Genomic DNA, 20,940 nt, shown 5'->3' with positions numbered 1-20,940 from the left:
AATTATAGCTAAATTACATTAAGGATTCTATTGTAATGTTTGATGAACTCATTAGCAAACTGAAACACGGTAACTATTTAACACTTGAAACAACACCTCAGCATGAACCAACCATGGAGAATATCATTGAAAAAATCAAAGAGTTTGATTTGGCATCTAAAATTGATGGTTTTTCAACCACGGATAGCCCATTGGCAAAATTAAAATACAATTCACTTTTTGCAGCAATGAAACTTCAAAATGAGTTTAAAAAACCAGTCGTAACAACTTTAACCATGAGAGATCGAAATAAAATTGCGTTGCAATCAGATATTTTAGGTGCCAATGATTTTGATATACGTACCTTTTTATGTCTGACAGGAGATCCTGCTAAAATGAGTGATCAACCCAACACCAAAGGGGTATTTGAAGGTAACTCAACCATGCTGTTACAAATCATACGTTCATTTAATCATGGCATGGATTTTGCAGGGCGACCGTTTAAAAAACAACCCAAAGAGATTTACCCCTTTGCCGTCACCAACTCATATGCAAGAAATTTCAAAACATTAGAGAACAAAATGCATAAAAAGATTCAAGAAGGGGCTGTGGGAATTATTTCCCAACCTCTGTATGACCTTGAAAATGCCAAAATGTTACTGGAAAGTTTTCAAAATGCGAAAGAAAACGTCAGCGAACACAAACAAGATACGCAACTTATTTTTGGAATTTTTCCTATTATAAAACTGCGAACGGCTCTGTTTTTATCGGCACAAGTGCCAGGTATTCATGTGCCACAAAGTTGGATTGATGCTTTAGAAAAAGCCAATAACATTTCAGAAGAGGAAGAGCGAAAAGTAGGCTTAGAGTTAAACCATAAACTTTTCCAAGACTTAAAAGCATTTCACCCAAAAATTCATCTCATGACTGCCAATAACTTTGAATTGGCCAATGAGTTAATCACCCAATGAGCAAATTAGCTGCCATTGATATAGGGCTTAAAAGAATTGGGGTCGCTATTTGTATGACTTCAGATATCGTCACCCCTCAAAATGCCATATTACGGAAAAACCGAAATCAAGCGGCCAATGATGTCAATGCTTTTTTAAAAGAGTGGAGCATTGATAGACTCATTGTGGGCTTTCCCAGTGCAAGTGAAGATATGCAAAAACGCATCAAACACTTTGTAGCATTACTGGAACTTCAAATTCCGTATGAATTTCAAGAAGAGAATATGAGTTCAGTTGAAGCAGAAGACTTAATGAAAGGTGAAATTAAATACAAACGAGACGGAAGAGTCGACTCACTGGCGGCTAAAATTATTTTAGAACGCTATTTACGCACACATAAAAACTAATTTTTTTCTATGTGCACCACAGAAGCTGCAAATCCACCATCATGCGTAATGCTCACACTGATGGCTTTAATATCAAATTTTTTCATCACTTTTTTTGAGAGTTTTATTTTAGGTGCATTTTTTTTGGTTTTAGAAATTATAATATCATGAAAACCGCATGTTTTTCCAATACCACAGCCCAAGGCTTTGCTGGTAGCCTCTTTTGCTGCCCAAAAGCCCGCTGCTGTTGATGGGCTTCGGACAAGTAATATCTCATCTTCACTTAAAAACCTTTCTAAGGCTTTTCTTTCAAATTTGTCCATCATCTTTTCAATGCGAGCAATGGAAGTAATGTCAATTCCTATCATTAAAACTCCTATTAATAATTATTGATTATAATATCTTTATGAAACTTTTTTTGAAAAAAATATTATACCTTATCATTATGCTTTTTATCATTAGCCTTATTTCATTTATTGCCATAAATGCTGCCCCAAACTCTTTTTTTGCCAGTGGTGATCTTAACCCCAATATCACAGAAGAAGCCATTGCTCATTTAAAAGCCATTTATGGTTTAGACAAACCTTTATATGTGCAGTTTTATGCTTGGATTATTGCTCTTTTACATCTGGATTTTGGCATATCATTTGCCAGTGGAGAACTGGTTAAAAATGAGATTTTATCGCGGGTTCCTATTACTTTAACCATCAATCTTATCAGCATGTTTTTGGTTTTTATTGTATCTTTGTATTTGGGAATAAAAGCCGCTTTAAATAAAAACAGCTTGTTTGATAAATTTGCAGGACAACTCTCCCTTTTGAGTTTTTCAATGCCTTCTTTTTATTTGGCACTGTTGGGTGTTTTGGTTTTTTCAATTTGGTTGGAGATTCTTCCCATTGCGGGACTTCATTCACTCTCCAATGCCACAGGCTTGACCTACTATTTGGATACAGCGTGGCATTTGGTTTTACCAATATCAATTATCACCTTTGGGGGCATTGGCAGCCTGACGCTTTATATTCGCTCTTTAACCATTGAAATTTTAAAAAGTGATTACATCTTTTTTGCCAAAGCCAGAGGATTGAGTAAAAAAGAGATGTTAAGATTTTATATCTTGCCCAATCTTTACCCACCTGTTATTACACTTCTTGGATTATCACTGCCTGGAATCATTGGAGGAAGTGTGATTTTAGAATCAATTTTTTCCATTGATGGCATGGGACTTTTGTTTTATCAAAGTGCCTTAAGTCACGATTATCCAGTAATTATGGGTATACTGATTATTGGTGCTTTTTTAACCCTTTTAGGAAATATTTTGGCCGATGTTATTTTGTTAAAATTAAATCCAAATTACGATAACAATTAATCAAAATATCGTTATAATCACACCTTTAAAAAAAACCAATTTTAGACGCGTTAAGGATACCTTTTGGAAATCATTCATACCATTGAACAACTGCAAAATATCAGAAAAAATATCAATGCTACTGTTGGCTTTGTTCCAACAATGGGCGCACTTCATAACGGGCATATCTCCCTTATAAAAAAAGCCAGAGAAGCCAATGAAATTGTGATTGTCTCTGTTTTTGTCAATCCCACACAATTTTTAGCCGGTGAAGATTTAGAAAAATATCCTAAAAAAACAGAAGCCGACATCAAGATTTGCCAACTGTGCAAAGTTGATTATCTTTTTATGCCTCTGGCAACAACTATGTATACGCAAGATGAAGTCTTAATTAAAGCACCCCTTTTAAGAAGTTATACCTTAGAGGGTGAACGTCGCCCTGGACACTTCGATGGTGTTTTACAAGTGGTTTTAAAACTTTTTGGTTTGGTTAAACCTACCCATGCCTATTTTGGGAAAAAAGATGCCCAACAACTCTCACTGATTATGCAAATGAATGAAAACTTATTTTTAGGTATTACCATTGTTCCTTGTGAAATTATTCGTGAATCTGATGGGTTAGCCCTAAGCAGTCGGAATGTCTATTTAAGTGATGAACAAAGAACACAAGCGCTTGCAATTTCAAAATCACTGAACAGTGCAGGAAAACTTATTGGTCGCGGCATCTTAGAGTGTGATCTCATCCAAGAAAGCATGCAAAATATTATGGCAGATTTGGAGATTGAATACATCGCTTTTGTAGACAGAGCTTTCAATAAAATAGATAAGATTATTTTAGGCAACACCATTATTCTCATTGCTGTCAAAATAGGCTCAACGAGATTAATCGATAATATTTGGATATAATATATCAAAAATCAGAAAAATAGGACGACAAAAAATATATGAAATTTACAACTCAAAACCCACAAAAAACATTGCATCTTGTTTCATTGGGATGTACTAAAAATCTTGTGGATTCAGAAGTTATGCTTTCAAAACTCAGCGAATACAAACTGACCAATGACCCCGAAACAGCTGATGTCATTATTGTAAATACGTGTGGGTTTATTGACAGTGCAAAACAAGAGAGTATCAACACCGTACTTGATTTAGATACGCAAAGAAAAGAAGAGTCTGTTTTAGTGATGGCAGGCTGTTTAAGTGAGAGATACAAAGAGGAACTTCAAAAAGAACTCGTAGAAGTAGATATTTTTACAGGAGTGGGTGATTATGATAAAATCGATGAACTTGTCCATGAAAAAAGAAGCCATTTTGCTAACGAAGTCTTTTTGCAAACCGATGAAAATGAAAGGGTCATTACGGGGTCAAGTTATCATGCGTATATTAAACTCTCTGAAGGGTGCAACCAAACATGCTCTTTTTGTGCTATTCCATCGTTTAAAGGCAAACTTTTTTCAAGAACTTTGGACTCTTTGGTTAAAGAGGTCAGAAATCTTGTAGCAAAAGGGTATTTTGATTTCTCTTTTGTCTCTCAAGACTCTTCATCATACTTAAGAGATCATGGCATTAATGATGGGCTTGAACAACTCATTGAAAACATTGAAGCAATCTCTGGAGTTAAAACTGCACGGATTTTATACCTTTACCCTTCAACTACAACAATTAAACTGATTGATAAAGTTACAGCTTCACCTATTTTCCAAAACTACTTTGATATGCCACTACAACATATTTCTCAAAATATGCTCAAAATCATGAAAAGAGGGAAAGGGAGTGAGAAACTCAGAGAACTGATGCAACACATGAGAAACGTGCCTAACTCTTTTGTGCGTACCACGTTTATTGTAGGACACCCTGGAGAAACACAAAAAGATTTTGAAGAGCTTTGCACATATGTCAAAGAGTATGGTTTTGATCGTGCAAATGTGTTTGCTTACTCAGATGAAGAGGGGACAGATGCCTTTTTACGAGAAGATAAAATTGACGAAAAAACCATCAATAAAAGAGCCGAAATTTTGGGTGATATTATTAATCAGGTGACTCAAAACTCTTTAAACAAAGAGCTGGGGAAAATGGTTAACGTTTTTGTGGATGGAGAAAGTGAAGAACATGAGTATCTTTTAAGCGCCAGAAATACTCTTTGGGCACCTGAAATTGATGGTGAAATTTACATCAATGACAATGAACTCAACGGCGAAATTACCTTTGGACAGCAATACCACGCCAGAATTACTGAAATTGCTGGAGATAAGCTTTTAGCGACTATTGTATCATGAAAATCACCGTAGAGACAAACAAAAACCTTTTGGCCTTCTCAGCAGGGGTTGACTCTACGGCACTCTTTTTTCTTCTTTTAGAACAAAATATTCCTTTTGATATTGCCATTATAAATTACAATATCCGCGAACAATCAAAACAAGAAGTTGCCTATGCACTTGCACTTGCTTTACAATACAACAAACAGTGTTTTGTAAAAGATATTATGTTGGATACTTCAAATTTTGAAAAAAATGCACGAGATGCTCGATACACTTTCTTTGAAGAACTCATTGAAGAGTATGGTTATGAAGCGTTATTAACAGCACATCAACTCAACGATAAACTGGAATGGTTTTTGATGCAATTGAGTCGAGGAGCAGGACTTAAAGAGTTGCTTGGACTCAATGAGAAAATCCAAAAAGAGAGCTACACACTCTTAAGGCCCTTACTTAATTTTTCAAAAGAGGAGTTGGAGAATTATCTCATTTCAAATAATATCAAATATTTCTATGACCAAACAAACACTGATTTAAAATATAAACGCAATTACTTTCGACACGAATTTTCAAACAAGTTTTTAGACGAATTTAAAGGAGGCGTTTCAAAATCATTTGAGTATTTACATCAAGATTTAAACTCGTTAAATATTAAAAATACTCCCTTATTGCGTATCAATGATTTGGAGATTTTTCAAAATTCAAACGATAACAACTTAAATATCAGAACCATTGATGCTTCACTGAAACAAAGAGGTTATCTGTTAAGCCACGCACAAAGAGAAGAGATATTAAGACAAAAAGAGTGTCTCATTGATCTGTTTGCCATTTGTATTACACCAAATTTTATCTATATTTGTCCACACTCTCAAAGCTTAATGCCTAAAAAATTTAAAGAGTTGTGTCGAACTCAAAAAGTTCCTAAAAAAATACGGGCTTATTTATTTGAAAAGAGTATTGATATTACTTTTATGCAAACGCAGTTAAAAAAATAGATTTTAAATGGTTTCTAAATCAGCTGTTTTCTAAAAATGCTTTAAGATTTTTGTTTTGTACCATGTTGGTTTGGATTTCTTGGTTGTACGCTTGTAAGAATTTTATGTTTTTGTAGAAAAGTTCAGACAGTCTTTGTAAATCTTTTAACTCTAAATCAAAATTAAAAATACCATCTTCAGCTATATATTTTTCTGCCCATCGTAGGAGTCCAGCTGCTTTTTGCTGTTCATCTAAAGAGTCAATAAATATCAACTCTTTCATTGCTTCTAAAGACCAGTCTCGTCTTTCCATGCTTCTATTAATCCTTGAACTACTTTAATTACTTGATTAACAGAGTTAACGTTGTTATCAATTCCTGCAGAAAAAAGTGTCTCTATTTGGTATAAATACAAGCCATCCAAATAATAAGATACATCACCACCATCAAAGTCAAGAACATTTCTTAATTCATCGAAAATAGCAATTGATTTATTAATATAGGTGAATTTTGCCTCAATATCATTTTCTTGCATTGCTGCTCTGACCATAGAAAGAAACTTCAGCAGTCCTTCATACAGCTTTAAAATCAGAACATAAGGATCATCACTTACAGCATTCTGTTGATTATATACATCAAGACCCATTAAATCTTCTCCATAATATACTTATTGTTAAGTTAACAATAAGTATATTATATAAAAGCTTAAATGTATATATTAATTCCCAGCATTGGTCTCAGCAATCATCTGTTTCAATCCACTAAATGAGGCTTCGAACTTACTGATAATAGCAGTATAAGATGCAAATTGAGCAGCCAATTGACTGTATTTACTGTCTAATGCTGTTATCGCTTTAAGTTTTTCTTCTTCCAAATTAACTTCTCTTTTACTCATAGAGTCTCCATAAGAAGTCAATAACCCATCAAAAGAATCCAAATCATCTAAATACTCTTTTAACTTAGTTCCTAACCCTTTGTCTTCAGCTACACCAATAAATAATGCTTTCAAATTATCTAAATCGTTCGTAACTGCATCTCCAAAAACAGCACTGTCAAGTGAAAGATGACCTGTTTTATCTAAATTAAGACCATAATTAAATAAACTTTTATCATTATCTGTACCATAATCCGTTCCAAAAATAATATCTTTTATTCCAGATAACATGGATCTTAATGCCGATTTATCTTCCAATTTAGAATCTGCATTTGTTGTTCCATCATAAATCAAGTCAGATAATTCATTATATTTGGTAATTAAATCCTCAAGGCTGGTTTGAATATTACTGGTGTCTCGTTGAAGAGAGATTGTTGATGTTCCCAACTCAACGCCAGTAACCGTTAATCCACCTTGAAGCGTAATGGTACTTAATGAGGTATCATAACTGATTCCATCAATGGTTGCTTGAAAGTTTTGAGCTTTCAAGGTTTGACTGTTGCTGACTAAACCTAAATTCATTGTATCATCGGTCACACTCATGGAAGTCATTCCATCAGCACTGGCAATTGTCAGTTTTCCATTCGCGTCAAATGAGGCACTAAATGTTCCTTCCGCATTGATTTGATCAGCCAAATCTTGATATGTTGTTTGACCAGAGCTTACGCCATCATTTGTAAAAGTTATGCCATTAATTGTGATACTTCCTGCAACTGTATCTCCTGGTGTAAATGCAGATTCACTTGTAAAGGAATCATTTAAACCTAAATCAATTCCCGTTTGTGAAATACTCAAAGCATTCGCCATACCACTGTCTGAACTTTTAATGATCATTCTGTATTCGCTATCGCTGACTTGTTCTAATGCCACATCCAATTCAGGGTGTCCATTCATCTCAATAATTAATTGATCATATGTTTTACCATCAGTAGAGAAATCATACGATGAACCTCCTACCCCAATAGTAATTGTTCCTGCACCTAACGTAGCTGTTTTATCTGTTATAAGAGCCGATTGGTAAACATCTTTTTGAGCCAATTGTGAAACATTAACAGAAATACTTCCCGGTTTTAAATTACTGGTATCCGTAGCGTCAAAAACCACCGATGTTCCACTGGTTGATGCAATAACTTTTTCGAAGGCATTTGCCCCACTTTTAAAAAGATCAAACTCTTTTGAAGCATTAAACAATTCGGTAACTTTTGATTCAATCGTACCAAATTGGTCAACTTCTGCATCCCAATCTTCCAATCTTTTTTCAATGGGTTCAACTTTAGCTTTTCGTTCTGCTGCTTTTAATTTATCGATAACATCTTGACTTAAACCAGTCGATCCTGAACTTCCTAGTCCTAAAACTCCATCTGCCATAATAGCCTCCTATTATCTTTTAATACCCAATAGGGTCTGTAACATTTCATCCACAATTGATATGACTTTTGCATTTGCCTCATATGCAGCTTGAAACTTCACCAAACTTAACATCTCTTCGTCTTTATCAACTTTAACAATCTGATCATAAGCACTGCCCAAAGAGGCTGTAACACTCTCTTGTGATTCCAACATAAAGTCAGTATTCGCTTTATCTTCTGCCACATTTACATGTAATTGTTGGAAAAATTTTGAAAATGATGTTGCATCAGCTGAGTCTGGATTTTGCGCACCGTTTTCAAAAGAGAAATCACTTTTCCAGTGAATCGTTCCCAAATAATCTAAATCTTGTTGTGTCAAATTGTTGACTGCATTTTCATGAAACGTTAAAGTTTTCACATCACTTCCTGAGAACAAGCCTAATGATTTCACATTTTGAATATCCGTACCCATATTATCAAAAGCGTCTTGTCCGTAAATAAACGAACCATCCGTTGTAGAAACGGCATACTCTGAATGAATATCACTTAACGTAAATGCAAACTTATTTAATGCATCTTTATAGCTTTGAAATTTATTATTTCCTGAAAGTGTTGTTAAATTATCCAATTTTGCTTTGATGGAACCACTTTCAATTTCAACCATTTTTTCACCAGATTGTAAATATATGTTGTTTGTACCATCTCTACTGAACTCTGTATTTTTTGCAATAGCAACATTTTCTAACAGAGGTCCACCCTCTATTCTTTTAAACTCCAAGGTACTTTCAAAATTCCCAGCCGTACCCCCATTTTTTGCTTCAATAAGCAAATGTCTGTCGACACTCATATCTGGAGCTATAATATTGCCCGCTTCATCTTTGGTGTAATCTCCATTATAAACCGTCACGATTTTATTCATATACGGATCATTATTGATGGTCTCAGCCAATGCTCTGATGTAATTGCTGCCATCTACCAAATCGGGGATGGAATCACCATCTAAATCTAAATTATTTCCTTGAGAATCTTTAACATATGTGCCAAATACTACTTCAACTGACCCCACATTGTTTAACGTATATACAATTTTATCATTATTATCAAACGTACCTACTGCGGCTGCTAAAGAACTTGTAACACCATCGGCAGCAACATACTTATCTTGTTGTGTTACATACTCTTCCGCTACAGAATAACTTCGAACGTTGTCAGCCCAAACAGCTCTTTGTCCATTAATGGTTAATTCATAAGGTTCATCAACTTTATTGACTTCAATATTCACATAGGTCGCCAATTGTTTTTCAAGATAATCTCTTCTGTCTAATAAATCATTTGTTGGTTCTGATTTGTTGCCCAATTTTCTATTAATTGAACCAATCTCTTCTAAGATTGAATTGACTTGTACTGTATCTAATTTTACACTCTCCAAAGTAGAAGCTTCTTTCGCCTCTACACCATCATAAAGTGTTTTAATGTCTTGAACCAACGCATTTGCTTTGGTTTTATAATTATTGATAAAAACGGCATCATTTCTGTTTGCTTTCAAATCTTCTAATGCTTGAAAATACCCATCTATATCTTTGGATAAACCCGCGGTATCTGTCTCTTTAAACACAGATTCAATGTCAGATAGCATAGATGAGAGCTCTTTAAAGTAAGCCTCTTTTGTACTTTCATCCACCAAATTAGTATATAAATAATCACTTGTTATACGTTCAACATTTCCAACAATCGTTCCACGCCCTGTAGAGTTTCTTGAAAGATGATCTGCTTCAGATACGTTGACAACTCTTTTTTTGTATCCAGGAGTATTTTCATTTGCAACATTATTACTTATATTATCTATAGAGACTCTTGAACTTAAAAGTCCGCTTTGAGCTATATATAAACTGTTTAGCATTTTTACTCCTTTTACCTAAGCTATCATGCTATTATTACATTACATTTCTTAAAAGTAGATTAAATATTCTCTTTTGTATATGTCTAAACTTCTTTTTCTGTTTAACAATTTTGTTAAATCATATTTAACGTGGTTCGAATCATATCTTGTATGACCGTTGCCATTTTTGCATTGGCTTCATAAGCTGCTTGAAACTTCATTAAATCTAACATCTCTTGGTCAGGATCAACTTTGACCATTTTTTCATATGAATTTTGCAATGATCTCGTCACAATTTGTTGCGTATCTCTTAAAAAGCTGATGTTGGCATTTTGAGTTGAAACATCAATTTGAAACGATTGAAAATATTTTGAAAACGTTGTTCCAATTGTGCCATCACTGGTTAATGTTTGATAATTATGACTCGCATCTTCTTGCCCCACATTATTAAATAAAATATCACTTTTATTTTGAAATGTTGCAAGATAATCATAATCTTTTTGCTCTAACGTATTCACAGAAGCATCATTAAAAGATAAAGTACTGACACTTGAACCACTAAAAAGTCCTATGTGGTAACTGTTATGATGTGCTTCTCCACTGCTTTCAATTGCCGTTTCACCATAAATATATGTCCCATCACTGTTTTTGACATATTTATCGCTCATATCACTTAATGTTGCAGCAAAGGCATCTAACTTATCCTTAAATTGTTGTATCACATTTAAAGGTGAGTTTGTCGTCAAATTATCAATTTTTGCTTTGACAGAACCATCACTAACAGTAATTTTTGCATCATAACTGTTGATAAAACTGGAGTGGCCTGCTTCAACACTTTGCGTCTCATTTTTTGTCTTAATGTTCACTTCATATAAGCTATTAGCATCGCTGTCAGTTAAATATTTTAAGTCTCCTTGAAATTTTCCTTCCAAGTCACTTTTATTTGATTGAATGACCAAATATCTGTCTACGGTATTATCACTGTCGGGAATAATATTTCCGTCACTGTCTTTGGTATAGTTTCCATTATACGCCGTAACATATTTACTTATTTCAGGGTCATTGTTAATGGCCAACGTCAATGAACGAATGATATTGCTACTTGAAACCACATCTGAAGCATCAATGGTACCATTCCCATCAATATCTAATTGACTCCCACTTTGATCATATAATGCTTGGCCTACTGTCAATTCAATGCTTACAGAATCATTCAATTCATATATCATCTTATCTGTTGGATTGGTCATAACGGTACCTAATGTACTCTCATTAAGCCCTGTTCCTGCATTATATTGAGCATATCTGTCTATTTGAGTAACACTCTCTTCTCCATAACTGAATGGTCTGACATTACTGTTTCGTACAGCCGTTACACTGCCAACTTCTAAAAGATAATCTCCATTGTCTTTTGTAACTTTTATATTTACCATCTGTGCCAACTCTTTTTCCAACATATCTCTTCTGTCTAAAAGAGTCTCTTGAGGAATAGCTGCTGAGGCAATTAAACTGTTAATGCTTCCTATATTTTGTACAATTTTATTAATATCTCTGACATCTGTTTTCAATTCAGATTTTATTATCGTCTCTTGTTGGTCCAATTGTCCATAAAGTGTTTGAAGATCATCCACAACAATTTTTGCTTGCGTTTTTAAATTCTCTTGATAGGTTGAATCTTGCGGATTGCTTTTTAAATCTTCGATTTTTTGAAAAAAGGCATCAAGATCTTTTGAAAATCCACTCTCTTCTGATTCTGTAAAAATTTTTTCTATATTTGAAAGCATTCCTGAAAGTTCTTCATAGTATGAAAGCGAAGTCGATTCGCCAACAAAATTCTTATAGATAAAATCATTGGTGTTTCTTATGGTTTCGCCAAGGGTGACACCACGACCTGTTCCATTACCACCCAGTTGCTCAGCTTCACGTGTTTGGGTCGTTCTTCTAACATACCCCTCTGTATTTTGGTTGGCAATATTATCGGTTGCAGCTTGTGCAGCTCTTTGAGCAGTTGTTAACCCAGAATTAATAACATTTAATGTACCAAACATATCATACTCCTTTTCTAAAAAGTAGATTAATTTAACTCTTTCAAGTATTATATAATACTTTTTGTTATTTTTATACTATTTTTATTATTTTTTTCTAAATTCTACTCTCTTTTAGAGTTTTTTGCAAATTTTGCGTTTAAAATGGCCACAATGCTCTTAAGATTTTCATACCCCAAGGTGTGTGTAAAGTATCATTTTCTTCACCATCTTTTTCATATAAAATCTTTAAATTTGCGACTTGTGATGAAAGGATACTATTGTCAGGTGAAATATCATAAGGACGAATCACACCACTTATGATAATTTCTTGACTTTGCCCATCAATTAACATCTCTTTAGAACCTTTTATAAAGTAGTTCCCATTTTGATACGTTTGTTCAATTATAACAGAAATCGTTGTAGCAAATGCCTCATCAATGGCCGTCGTATTTTTCCCTGAAAACGATGACGAAGAATTCGTTGAAACATCAAATCCCAATCCACTTCTTAACTTATTTGCCGCTTTATTAACAGTACTAGAAGGGGAAGTATTCCCAGCATTAGCGCCAACGGTTATTCCCGCTAATGTATTCGTACTGTCGCTGGTTAATTTTCTCGAATTCTTACTGTCTTGTGTTAACGCTTCATTGATAATTACTTGAATAATATCACCAATTTGCAAATCTTTTTTATCAGCAAACAGTGAAGCCCCTTTTCTTGAATATAACGAACCCTTATTGGCTTTTGGTTTCTCTATATCTTTGGGTATTTGAATCTCTGGTTGTTTAAAATCAAGCTCTTTTGTACTGCATGCTGTAAAACCAAATGCTACGATACAAATCAGAGCCGCATTAATTATCTTCATTTTTATACTTACTCTCTACAATTTGTTTTAAATCGATTGCAATTTTAATATCTGAAACTGAATTTTTGACCAATGCCATGACACCATATCTGACCATTAACGCATCTAAATTGGTGTTCACATCACATACAATATAGAGTTTATTTGCGACAACTCTGATGTTTTGAATATGCTCTTGATCAATCAAATCAACAGCAACCTCTGCTTCTTTATAAATAATACGCTCTATTTCTTTGGCTCTTTTTTCATGTTTAGCTTGTTCAACACTCAAAGATGTGGGTTGTTCAATTTTATCTTCTTGAAACTTACCACTCATGTGAAAATAATAGGCAGTAAACATCCCAATTAACGCTGCAATTGAAAGCACTTTAATGGCTAACTTTTTAAAACTTTGTCTTTTTACTGCTACTATCATTGCGTTACCTTACTTAATTACAAAAGCTGTAAAATAAATTTTCTTAACACTGTCTTTTTTAAAATCACCACTGTCTCCAATTGCTTCATCTAAAACGGTATTAATATCTTGAATAAGTTCCTCTTTTAAAAGCTCTTTCCCACCTACAGTTAAAAGTTCTTCTGAATTTCTTGAACTGATTTGAGAGATAACAACATCAATAATTTCAGGTTTATTTTGTTCAACCAGTTGCTCAATACCCTCTTCGGTACTTTTGATGGAAAAAGAGAGTTTCATTAACTTTTCTCTTCCTTTTGCATTCGTAATATTTAAAACCATATCATTGATATCAACTTTAAAAAACTCTCCTGAACTGCTCTCCGACTTACTCGGTGCTGCTGCTTCTTGAGCCGCTGGTTGAGCTTGTGCATCTGAGAAAACACCTTTAGAATACAACATATATCCGCCACCTGCAACAACCAATATTAATATCACAATCAAAGCAATAAGAAGCATCATAACTCCCTTACCACTTGATTGTTTCTCTTGTACTGCAACTACTTCTTCATCAGCCATAAATAAACCCTTTCTTACTTTGTACTATTATAATTTTTCAATTTTTCGGTAATCAACGAGGCGTTCTCAACACTTAAAAATTTAAGCAGTGAAGTAACGTTACTCTCCTTGAGTTTTAAGATTATATCAAAAACATCTTCAATTTTTCCCTCATTAATCATTTGATTAAAAATAGGAGCCAAATCTTTTGCTTTCATTTTATTATAAATTTTTGCTGTTTTACTTGCAACTTGCCCCTGTATATCTTTTAAAATCTCTTGATTTTTTTCATACAAATCAGAAATCTGTTTTTTCTCATTGGCAATATTTTTCGCTATGGTATCCAACTCTTTTTTTCGTTTAACATACTCTGCTTCTTTTTTATTATAAAAATTGGTTAACTCTTTTTTTAACTCAATGACCTCGTTTTTCTCTTGTATGGGAGAGAGTTCATTGGGTGCGGCATTCATCAAATAAACACTGGTCATCAAAATAATAAATATTTTATACAAAATTTCCCCTAACTTGCAAAGTATTTACTTTGCATATACTCATTTGTTGCTTCTTCTTCTTTTTTAAGTTGTTCTATTACTTTTAATTTTTTCTCTTCTTCAACCAAATATTTATACTGTTCAGTCTCTTTTAAAAGTTCAATGATCTCTTCGTTTAATTTATCTATTTTTTTATTTAACGCTTTTTTTACCGTTTGAAGTTTAACAATGTGTGCACTCATAGTATCTTTGTGGATTTGCAGTATGGCAAAATCTGAAATTGCCCCTGTTCTATTAACACTGGTTGTTATTCTTTGTGTTTCGGTCATAAGTATTTCGGCATCAAATGCTTCTATTCTCATTGCAATTTGAGCTTTTTCAAGTACTTTTTGATCGGTTTGCATTCTTTTTAAGTTATAAAGTTTAGTTACCATTACTGTTTTCCAAAAATAAGAATCAAATCCCACAAATCTTTTGTGTATGATTGGACATTTTCGCCAATCCAAGGAAGTGAAATAAGGATAAATGCTGAAACCAAAATCATTTTAGGTACAAACGTCAACGAAGCATCACTGACTTGAGTTACCGCTTGAAAAATACTGATAATAAGTCCAATCACCATACTCACTAATAAAGAGGGAAGACCTAAAATTAAAATAATTTTAACCGTATTTTCAGCAATTCCAAGTAAATCCATGAACAACTACTCTTTAATTTTAATTGTAATCTCCAAAGTTTTATTATTGAGCAACTGCGTAATCAATGAAGCGATATCATTGACACTGTTACTATTTAATTCAACTTCATTACTTACTGTTTTCTCAGTTTTAGAGACACTTTTTGTACTCTCATTTGGTTCACCATCTATGCCATTTAAAGCAGCTAAAAGTTCATCTTCACTTAAGCTGTCCAACTCAGAAAATTCATCTGACATATCTTCTGCTCCTTTTTGTTCAATTTTCTCTACGGTTAACCCAAAATCGTCATTTTCAATACCAGAAGAATTTTGCTCTTCTAAGCTAACTTCATCGTTAGTTTCAATCTTTTCCGATGGTTGACTCTCCATCTTATCTTCTTTGATATCTTCTTCTTTTTCTTCTTCATCTTCACTTAAAAATGAGAGAACATCATCGTAATCAAAATCTCCCGCATCTTCCGAAGATATCTCTGCAGGCGATTCTACGGAGATACTCTCCTCTTGAGTTTGCTGGGCAAACTCAAGATCGTGTTCGCTTGTTGATTCTTCAGAGCGATTGGTATCTTCATAATACTCTAAAGAGTTCGTTCCATATTCTGAATCGTCTTTATGCATCAACTCAATTCTTTTAATCACTTGGGAAGGAATATCTTCAATGGAGTCAACGCTCATATCCCCAATACCATGCTCTTTTAAAAACTCTTCTTCTATCCCACCTTTAGGTTTTAAAAACTTTATTTTATCATTTAAGGAGTTTTTTCGAATTATTTTTTCATCATCTATCAAAAATATATTTTTCGGATTATCTTCAACTGCATCCATGAGTTCGGTTAAAGAGGTGACATCTCGTATCTCGTCACCTTCTCCTAATCTGAACTTGATATTTGCATGGTCTAAAACTTCATGGATACTATTTTTAAAACTTTTACTTCCGTAAATATATATAGTCACACGTAACCTTAAATTATTTTTTCAATAATTATACCTACATTTTATAAAATTTTAGATAAAATTGAAACACTCAACTAAAAGGTTCATATATTGAAATATTTCATTGGTATATTATTTATTATTACATCTGTTTATTCACAAACAATAAAAGATATATCATCCGTCGTAGGTATCAGACAGAATCAACTCATCGGCTATGGCTTGGTTGTAGGGCTTGCTGGCACTGGAGATAAAAGTAAATTTACAATGCAAAGTTTACAAAATCTTTTAAGAAATTCCTATATAAAAATTCCCACTTCTTCAATCAATTCAAAAAATATTGCAGCGGTTATGGTCACCGCAGAATTGCCTGCTTTTGCCAGACAAGGTGACAGTATTTCGGTGAAAGTCTCTGCCATTGGTGATGCCAAATCCATTGATCAAGGGGAACTTCTTTTAACTCAATTAAAAGGGGTCGATGGCACCGTTTATGCTTTGGCACAAGGTACCATTTTATCAACTCCTACGAATAAAACTACTGGGGATATTTTTAATGGCGCAATTATTGAAAATGAACTGGATTACTCGTTACAAGATGAGAATGATATAACACTGAGTTTATTTAAAGCATCTGCAAAATATGCCGATTTAATTGAAACCAAAATCAATGACAGATTTGGATCAAAACTTGCAATCGCTACAGATACGCGAACCATTACTGCAAAAAAACCTGCCGATATGTCAATTGTAAAATTTTTATCCATTATTCAAAATATTCAAATTGATTCTGATTTTAAAAAGAAAATTATTATAGATATGCAACGAGAAACCATTATTGCAGGTGCAGATATTGTCATCCAACCCGTTACCATTACGCGAGATACTTTTACTTTAAGAATTAAAAAAACAGATCTTACCAACAATGATTGGAATGACCCTGCAAAAAACATGGGACAAGATATTGGGGACAGTGTAAAAATTGATCAAAAACCTACTATAATCAACTTAGACAACGCCTTGGTCAACACCAAAAATTTGCCAACGGTATCCGATTTAATGAGAGCAATGAAAGTGATGAAACTACCCATAGCAGATATAATTGAGACACTTAAAATGATTAAAGATTTAGGTGCAATTGATGTAGAGATGGAAATCAGAGGTTAATATGGCTGAATTTTTAAGTCAAGATGAAATTGATGCTCTTTTAGACATAGCAGAGCAAGGTGAAGATATTGATGGTGAACAAGAAGAGAAAATTGTTTCAAAAGAGAAAAACTACTCTATTTACGATTTTAAAAAGCCCAATCGAATCTCTAATGAACAGTTCAAAGCCTTCTCAACACTGCATGACAAAATGCTTCGAGACCTTATTACCGATCTCTCCGCAATGCTCAGAAAAATTGTGGACATCAAACTCTATTCTATTGAACAAATGACCTATGGAGAGTTTATTCTATCGATTCCTCAACTGACTTCACTGAACACACTCTCAATGAAACCATTGGATGGAAGAATTGTTGTGGAGTGTAACCCTGGTATTTCCCATAAAATTATTGCCGAACTTTTGGGAAGTGGTGCCATTGCCGCCAGTGATAACTTAGACAGAGAGCTTACAGAAATTGAAGTTGAAATTTTTGAACACTTTTATAAAGTATTGGTCTCTCACATGCAACATGCCTGGAATGAAATTACAAAAATTCACTTTAAAATTGAATCTCGAGATACCAATGCAAATGCCATTCAAGTCATCTCTGACCACGAAATTGTTCTCTTGGTCGTTCTTGAAATTACCATTGACGATGATTCTGGATTTTTATCTATTTGTTACCCTATTTCATATATAGAAATGCTTTTAAATAAAATTGTTGAGAAGATATTTGCGGAAGGACGAAATAAAAAACTCAGTAAAAGAAGAGATATCACAACTTTGATTTCAGGGGCAAAAATGCATATTGATGCAGTAATGGCTGAAACAGAACTCAATGTATTTGATATTTTAAATTTAAAGAAAAATGATGTCATAGTCTTTAATAAAAATGCCACCTCATCAATGGCAAAACTCTATATCAATAAAAAAGAGAAGTTTTTATCGGTCAGTGGAATTTCAAATAACAGAAAAGCCGTGCAAATTAAAGCCAATATTGATCATGAAAAACAAGAGACATTAGAGACGCTTAGAATCATGAGAGAAGAGAGAATTGAGTATCAAAAACAACAAAATGAATCGGTTAAAAAACTTCTTGACGAAAGAAACAAATATTAGACTTATTAATAAAAATGAAGTTTATAGTTAAAAAACTATAAACTTACAAGACTCCAAGCAATCGTCTCACCCGCATACATAGGCACAACTACTTCTGTGTCATTCGAATAATTCTCAGGCACTTGAAATGCTTTTTTTTCTAATACAATCTCTTTTTTTGGTGGGGTAATGTCATAAATTTTCAAAGCATTTTCGCTCACAAAGGCATTGAGATTTTCTAAACAGTCATGTTTATCAAAAAGTTCAGTTAAAACTTGTAGCGCAATGGGAGCTGTAAAAACTCCTGCAGCACACCCACAAGACTCTTTTTTATGTTTGGGATGAGGAGCAGAATCACTTCCAAACATCACCTTCGGATTTGCACTTAACGCCACTTGTAACAAAGCTTCTCTGTCTTCATATCTTTTGGCAATAGGTTTACAAAAAAGATGGGGTTTAAGCATTCCTCCCGCAACATCATCTAAGGTAATCAAAAGATGCTGTACCGTAATTGTGGCATATAAATTTTCATATTTTGCAAGTAAATCAACTGCCTCTTTGGTAGTAATGTGCTCCATGATAATTTTTAATTTGGGAAAATCTTTTGCCAAACTTTCATAAATGGGCATAAACTCTTTCTCTCTGTCCATGACAAAACCATTGGTTTCTCCATGAATACACAAAGGAATACCCAAATCACTCATGGCTTCAAGAGTAGGACGAAGGGTTTGACTATCAATGGATGAAACCCCAGTCTCTGAATTGGTGGTAATCCCTGCAGGATACAATTTAATACCAATGATTTCATCTTGAACTTCTTCTAAAAAAGCTTTACTGTACTGTTGAAAGAAAAGGGTCATATATGGTTCAAAAGCATCATTTTTTGAAGCTTTAATAATTCTTTGCTTATACGCAATTAAATCTTCTCTGGTAGTAACAGGAGGAACAAGATTCGGCATAACCAGTGCCCCACTAAACGTCTGTGCCGTTAGGGGTGCAACAAGTTCTAACATGGAGGCATCTCTTAAATGCAGATGCATATCTAAAGGCGTATTTAGAGTAACTGTTTTAGCCACTAAATTGCTTCCTCGTCTTCCTCACCTGTTCTGATTCTTATGATTTTTTGAATTGGTGTAACGAAAATTTTACCGTCACCAATTTTTCCAGTTCGTGCCGATTCTGTAATAATTCGAATCGTTTCATCTACACTTCTTTCATCAACAATTAACTCTAATTTAATTTTTGGTAAAAAGTCAACCACATATTCAGCACCTCTATAAAGCTCTGAGTGACCTTGTTGTCTTCCATATCCTTTAACATCTGAAACTGTCATTCCTGTAACGCCAGCTTCGGTTAATGCATTTTTTACATCTTCTAATTTAAATGGTTTAATAATTGCTTCTATTTTTTTCAATGCGAATCCTTTTTTGATTTTTTTCATTTTATCTAAATTTAATTAAATTGCCAATAATCCTTTGACTAAAACCTCTATTTAAAATGCCCGCTTAAACTCAGGATAAGCTTCAACACCACACTCTTCAACATCTAATCCTTGCATCTCTTCATCTTTTGAAGCTCTTAATGCAAATATTTTATTAATAATCATTAAAATAATCAATGAACTGCTAAATGAAAACAGACCAATTTCAATGACACCTTTTAACTGTCCTAAAAAAGTAATCTCTTCTCCATTGCTTGCGAAAATTCCAACAGCCAATGTTCCCCAAATACCATTAACTAAGTGAACAGAGAGTGCTCCAACAGGATCATCAAGTTTAAGTTTATCAAAAAATGGTACGGCAAATACCACTAAAATACCGCCAATCCCACCAATTAATATGGGTTGATAAATCGTGTATAAATCTGGTCCTGCGGTAATAGCCACCAAACCACCCAGTGCCCCATTAAGAATCATAGTAATATCGAGTTTTTTATACATAAAGTACATAAAAGCGCCTACGACAATTGCTCCAGAAAGCCCTGCTGTATTTGTATTCATAATAGTAAGAGCAACGGCATTGGCACTCTCTTTTGAAGCAATTGAGCCAACCGATCCCCCATTAAATCCAAACCAACCAATCCAAAGCAAAAAAGCACCTAATGTTACTAAAGGGATATTCGACGCAGGAATAACTTTTACTCCACCTTCATTGGTGTATCTGCCTCTTCTGGCACCAATAACCATAATAGCAGCAAGCAGTGCCCACCCTCCAGTAGAGTGAATAACCGTTGAGCCTGCCAAATCATACATACTCAATTCAAAAAGAGTCCCTGAGAGCATATTGCTTCCCCATGTCCAATTGACAATAACAGGATACAACACCGATGCCATAATTATTGTAAAAAGTGCCAGTGGTAAAACACGTGCACGTTCACTGACCCCACCACTCATAATATTGACCACTTTTCCGACAAAAGCCATTTGAAATAAAAATGCAGCCCAAGCGCTCATGGTATCACTTCCAAAATCCCCAAATGCAATGGAGTATCCAAAAAGTAAAAAAGCCATCGAGGCAATAGCATATATCATGGTATTGACCATCAAGACAGAAGAGACGTTTTTTGTTCGTACAAGTCCTGCTTCTAACATTGCAAATCCAGGTACCATAAAAATAATCAGTGTCATTGCAAAAAGTGTAAAAAATGTATCTATGACATAACTTACTGTTGTTGAGTCCATAATTCT

24 protein-coding genes are annotated in these 20,940 nt (G+C 34.0%); 8 read left to right on the top strand and 16 right to left on the bottom strand.

Features of this window, described 5'->3' with window-relative positions:
• Positions 1 to 35 precede the first annotated feature (35 nt).
• Positions 36 to 950 (top strand): methylenetetrahydrofolate reductase, encoded by a 915-nt coding sequence (locus ACNI3C_RS05810; RefSeq protein WP_419771303.1) that lies wholly within the window; start codon positions 36 to 38, stop codon positions 948 to 950.
• Complete coding sequence (gene ruvX, locus ACNI3C_RS05805; RefSeq protein ID WP_419771302.1) at positions 947 to 1,336, top strand: Holliday junction resolvase RuvX; 390 nt, start codon at positions 947 to 949, stop codon at positions 1,334 to 1,336. Before ACNI3C_RS05810 ends, ruvX begins: the two co-directional genes overlap by 4 nt.
• On the opposite strand, the gene acpS is transcribed toward ruvX, so the two are convergent.
• The gene (acpS, locus tag ACNI3C_RS05800) at positions 1,333 to 1,683 is read right to left on the bottom strand and encodes a holo-ACP synthase (protein WP_419771301.1); all 351 of its coding nucleotides are present in this window, start codon (positions 1,681 to 1,683) and stop codon (positions 1,333 to 1,335) included. The two genes, ruvX and acpS, sit on opposite strands and share 4 nt — an antisense overlap.
• A gap of 38 nt (positions 1,684 to 1,721) precedes the next feature.
• Here acpS and ACNI3C_RS05795 point away from each other — a divergent pair, with 38 nt between their 5' ends.
• The 4 genes from ACNI3C_RS05795 to tilS all read left to right on the top strand — a co-directional run bounded on the left by ACNI3C_RS05795 (position 1,722) and on the right by tilS (position 5,913).
• A complete protein-coding gene (locus ACNI3C_RS05795; RefSeq protein ID WP_419771300.1) occupies positions 1,722 to 2,681 on the top strand; it encodes an ABC transporter permease in 960 nt (319 codons plus the stop codon).
• Between the two features lie 63 nt (positions 2,682 to 2,744).
• Positions 2,745 to 3,566 carry a pantoate--beta-alanine ligase gene (panC, locus tag ACNI3C_RS05790; RefSeq protein WP_419771299.1) on the top strand — a complete coding sequence of 274 codons (822 nt, stop codon included), beginning with the start codon at positions 2,745 to 2,747 and terminating at the stop codon, positions 3,564 to 3,566.
• 38 nt (positions 3,567 to 3,604) lie between these two features.
• Positions 3,605 to 4,939, top strand: a complete 1,335-nt coding sequence (rimO, locus tag ACNI3C_RS05785) for a 30S ribosomal protein S12 methylthiotransferase RimO (RefSeq protein WP_419771298.1) — start codon at positions 3,605 to 3,607, stop codon at positions 4,937 to 4,939.
• The gene (gene tilS / locus ACNI3C_RS05780; protein ID WP_419771297.1) at positions 4,936 to 5,913 is read left to right on the top strand and encodes a tRNA lysidine(34) synthetase TilS; all 978 of its coding nucleotides are present in this window, start codon (positions 4,936 to 4,938) and stop codon (positions 5,911 to 5,913) included. The genes rimO and tilS overlap by 4 nt, the downstream gene beginning before the upstream one ends.
• Before the next feature lie 19 nt (positions 5,914 to 5,932).
• Here tilS and ACNI3C_RS05775 read toward each other — a convergent pair whose 3' ends face one another.
• The 12 genes from ACNI3C_RS05775 to ACNI3C_RS05720 all read right to left on the bottom strand — a co-directional run bounded on the left by ACNI3C_RS05775 (position 5,933) and on the right by ACNI3C_RS05720 (position 16,033).
• Positions 5,933 to 6,205, bottom strand: a complete 273-nt coding sequence (locus ACNI3C_RS05775) for a hypothetical protein (protein ID WP_419771296.1) — start codon at positions 6,203 to 6,205, stop codon at positions 5,933 to 5,935.
• Positions 6,181 to 6,537, bottom strand: a complete 357-nt coding sequence (gene fliS / locus ACNI3C_RS05770) for a flagellar export chaperone FliS (RefSeq protein WP_419771295.1) — start codon at positions 6,535 to 6,537, stop codon at positions 6,181 to 6,183. The genes ACNI3C_RS05775 and fliS overlap by 25 nt, the downstream gene beginning before the upstream one ends.
• Positions 6,538 to 6,609: 72 nt before the next feature.
• Complete coding sequence (gene fliD, locus ACNI3C_RS05765; RefSeq protein ID WP_419771294.1) at positions 6,610 to 8,193, bottom strand: flagellar filament capping protein FliD; 1,584 nt, start codon at positions 8,191 to 8,193, stop codon at positions 6,610 to 6,612.
• A 12-nt stretch (positions 8,194 to 8,205) separates the two neighbouring features.
• Positions 8,206 to 10,074 carry a FlgK family flagellar hook-associated protein gene (locus ACNI3C_RS05760; protein WP_419771293.1) on the bottom strand — a complete coding sequence of 623 codons (1,869 nt, stop codon included), beginning with the start codon at positions 10,072 to 10,074 and terminating at the stop codon, positions 8,206 to 8,208.
• A 113-nt stretch (positions 10,075 to 10,187) separates the two neighbouring features.
• Positions 10,188 to 12,101, bottom strand: coding sequence for a FlgK family flagellar hook-associated protein (locus ACNI3C_RS05755; RefSeq protein WP_419771292.1), 1,914 nt, complete (start codon positions 12,099 to 12,101; stop codon positions 10,188 to 10,190).
• Positions 12,102 to 12,237: 136 nt separating this feature from the next.
• Positions 12,238 to 12,945 (bottom strand): flagellar basal body L-ring protein FlgH, encoded by a 708-nt coding sequence (locus tag ACNI3C_RS05750; protein ID WP_419771291.1) that lies wholly within the window; start codon positions 12,943 to 12,945, stop codon positions 12,238 to 12,240.
• Positions 12,932 to 13,360, bottom strand: coding sequence for a hypothetical protein (locus ACNI3C_RS05745; protein ID WP_419771290.1), 429 nt, complete (start codon positions 13,358 to 13,360; stop codon positions 12,932 to 12,934). Before ACNI3C_RS05745 ends, ACNI3C_RS05750 begins: the two co-directional genes overlap by 14 nt.
• A 9-nt stretch (positions 13,361 to 13,369) precedes the next feature.
• Positions 13,370 to 13,915, bottom strand: a complete 546-nt coding sequence (locus ACNI3C_RS05740; RefSeq protein WP_419771289.1) for a flagellar basal body-associated FliL family protein — start codon at positions 13,913 to 13,915, stop codon at positions 13,370 to 13,372.
• Between the two features lie 14 nt (positions 13,916 to 13,929).
• A complete protein-coding gene (locus ACNI3C_RS05735) occupies positions 13,930 to 14,406 on the bottom strand; it encodes a MotE family protein (RefSeq protein ID WP_419771288.1) in 477 nt (158 codons plus the stop codon).
• Positions 14,407 to 14,414: 8 nt separating this feature from the next.
• A complete protein-coding gene (locus ACNI3C_RS05730) occupies positions 14,415 to 14,819 on the bottom strand; it encodes a hypothetical protein (protein WP_419771287.1) in 405 nt (134 codons plus the stop codon).
• Positions 14,819 to 15,082, bottom strand: coding sequence for a flagellar biosynthetic protein FliQ (locus ACNI3C_RS05725; RefSeq protein WP_419771286.1), 264 nt, complete (start codon positions 15,080 to 15,082; stop codon positions 14,819 to 14,821). Before ACNI3C_RS05725 ends, ACNI3C_RS05730 begins: the two co-directional genes overlap by 1 nt.
• Before the next feature lie 6 nt (positions 15,083 to 15,088).
• The gene (locus ACNI3C_RS05720; protein WP_419771285.1) at positions 15,089 to 16,033 is read right to left on the bottom strand and encodes a hypothetical protein; all 945 of its coding nucleotides are present in this window, start codon (positions 16,031 to 16,033) and stop codon (positions 15,089 to 15,091) included.
• A gap of 90 nt (positions 16,034 to 16,123) precedes the next feature.
• Here ACNI3C_RS05720 and ACNI3C_RS05715 point away from each other — a divergent pair, with 90 nt between their 5' ends.
• Complete coding sequence (locus tag ACNI3C_RS05715) at positions 16,124 to 17,176, top strand: flagellar basal body P-ring protein FlgI (protein WP_419771284.1); 1,053 nt, start codon at positions 16,124 to 16,126, stop codon at positions 17,174 to 17,176.
• 1 nt (position 17,177) lies between these two features.
• Positions 17,178 to 18,275 (top strand): flagellar motor switch protein FliM, encoded by a 1,098-nt coding sequence (gene fliM, locus ACNI3C_RS05710; protein ID WP_419771283.1) that lies wholly within the window; start codon positions 17,178 to 17,180, stop codon positions 18,273 to 18,275.
• 35 nt (positions 18,276 to 18,310) lie between these two features.
• Here fliM and pyrC read toward each other — a convergent pair whose 3' ends face one another.
• From pyrC to ACNI3C_RS05695, 3 genes are all read right to left on the bottom strand, one after another.
• The gene (gene pyrC, locus ACNI3C_RS05705) at positions 18,311 to 19,330 is read right to left on the bottom strand and encodes a dihydroorotase (protein ID WP_419771282.1); all 1,020 of its coding nucleotides are present in this window, start codon (positions 19,328 to 19,330) and stop codon (positions 18,311 to 18,313) included.
• Complete coding sequence (locus ACNI3C_RS05700; protein ID WP_419771281.1) at positions 19,330 to 19,668, bottom strand: P-II family nitrogen regulator; 339 nt, start codon at positions 19,666 to 19,668, stop codon at positions 19,330 to 19,332. Before ACNI3C_RS05700 ends, pyrC begins: the two co-directional genes overlap by 1 nt.
• Positions 19,669 to 19,746: 78 nt before the next feature.
• Positions 19,747 to 20,934, bottom strand: a complete 1,188-nt coding sequence (locus tag ACNI3C_RS05695; protein ID WP_419771280.1) for an ammonium transporter — start codon at positions 20,932 to 20,934, stop codon at positions 19,747 to 19,749.
• Between the last annotated feature and the right edge of the window lie 6 nt (positions 20,935 to 20,940).

The organism is Marinarcus sediminis (SeqCode) (assembly GCF_048571275.1).
Classification (GTDB): Bacteria; Campylobacterota; Campylobacteria; order Campylobacterales; family Arcobacteraceae; genus Marinarcus; species Marinarcus sediminis.
Note: the sequence above shows the minus strand (reverse complement) of the source record. Positions and strands in the feature narration are given on the sequence as shown.

Bases quoted from the DNA above. Each gene is read 5' to 3' on its own strand.
- ACNI3C_RS05810 (WP_419771303.1), top strand. From the start codon at position 36: ATGTTTGATGAACTCATTAGCAAACTGAAACACGGTAACTATTTAACA.
- ruvX (WP_419771302.1), top strand. From the start codon at position 947: ATGAGCAAATTAGCTGCCATTGATATAGGGCTTAAAAGAATTGGGGTC.
- acpS (WP_419771301.1), bottom strand. From the start codon at position 1,683: ATGATAGGAATTGACATTACTTCCATTGCTCGCATTGAAAAGATGATG.
- ACNI3C_RS05795 (WP_419771300.1), top strand. From the start codon at position 1,722: ATGAAACTTTTTTTGAAAAAAATATTATACCTTATCATTATGCTTTTT.
- rimO (WP_419771298.1), top strand. From the start codon at position 3,605: ATGAAATTTACAACTCAAAACCCACAAAAAACATTGCATCTTGTTTCA.
- tilS (WP_419771297.1), top strand. From the start codon at position 4,936: ATGAAAATCACCGTAGAGACAAACAAAAACCTTTTGGCCTTCTCAGCA.
- ACNI3C_RS05775 (WP_419771296.1), bottom strand. From the start codon at position 6,205: ATGGAAAGACGAGACTGGTCTTTAGAAGCAATGAAAGAGTTGATATTT.
- fliS (WP_419771295.1), bottom strand. From the start codon at position 6,537: ATGGGTCTTGATGTATATAATCAACAGAATGCTGTAAGTGATGATCCT.
- fliD (WP_419771294.1), bottom strand. From the start codon at position 8,193: ATGGCAGATGGAGTTTTAGGACTAGGAAGTTCAGGATCGACTGGTTTA.
- ACNI3C_RS05760 (WP_419771293.1), bottom strand. From the start codon at position 10,074: ATGCTAAACAGTTTATATATAGCTCAAAGCGGACTTTTAAGTTCAAGA.
- ACNI3C_RS05755 (WP_419771292.1), bottom strand. From the start codon at position 12,101: ATGTTTGGTACATTAAATGTTATTAATTCTGGGTTAACAACTGCTCAA.
- ACNI3C_RS05750 (WP_419771291.1), bottom strand. From the start codon at position 12,945: ATGAAGATAATTAATGCGGCTCTGATTTGTATCGTAGCATTTGGTTTT.
- ACNI3C_RS05745 (WP_419771290.1), bottom strand. From the start codon at position 13,360: ATGATAGTAGCAGTAAAAAGACAAAGTTTTAAAAAGTTAGCCATTAAA.
- ACNI3C_RS05740 (WP_419771289.1), bottom strand. From the start codon at position 13,915: ATGGCTGATGAAGAAGTAGTTGCAGTACAAGAGAAACAATCAAGTGGT.
- ACNI3C_RS05730 (WP_419771287.1), bottom strand. From the start codon at position 14,819: ATGGTAACTAAACTTTATAACTTAAAAAGAATGCAAACCGATCAAAAA.
- ACNI3C_RS05725 (WP_419771286.1), bottom strand. From the start codon at position 15,082: ATGGATTTACTTGGAATTGCTGAAAATACGGTTAAAATTATTTTAATT.
- fliM (WP_419771283.1), top strand. From the start codon at position 17,178: ATGGCTGAATTTTTAAGTCAAGATGAAATTGATGCTCTTTTAGACATA.
- ACNI3C_RS05695 (WP_419771280.1), bottom strand. From the start codon at position 20,934: ATGGACTCAACAACAGTAAGTTATGTCATAGATACATTTTTTACACTT.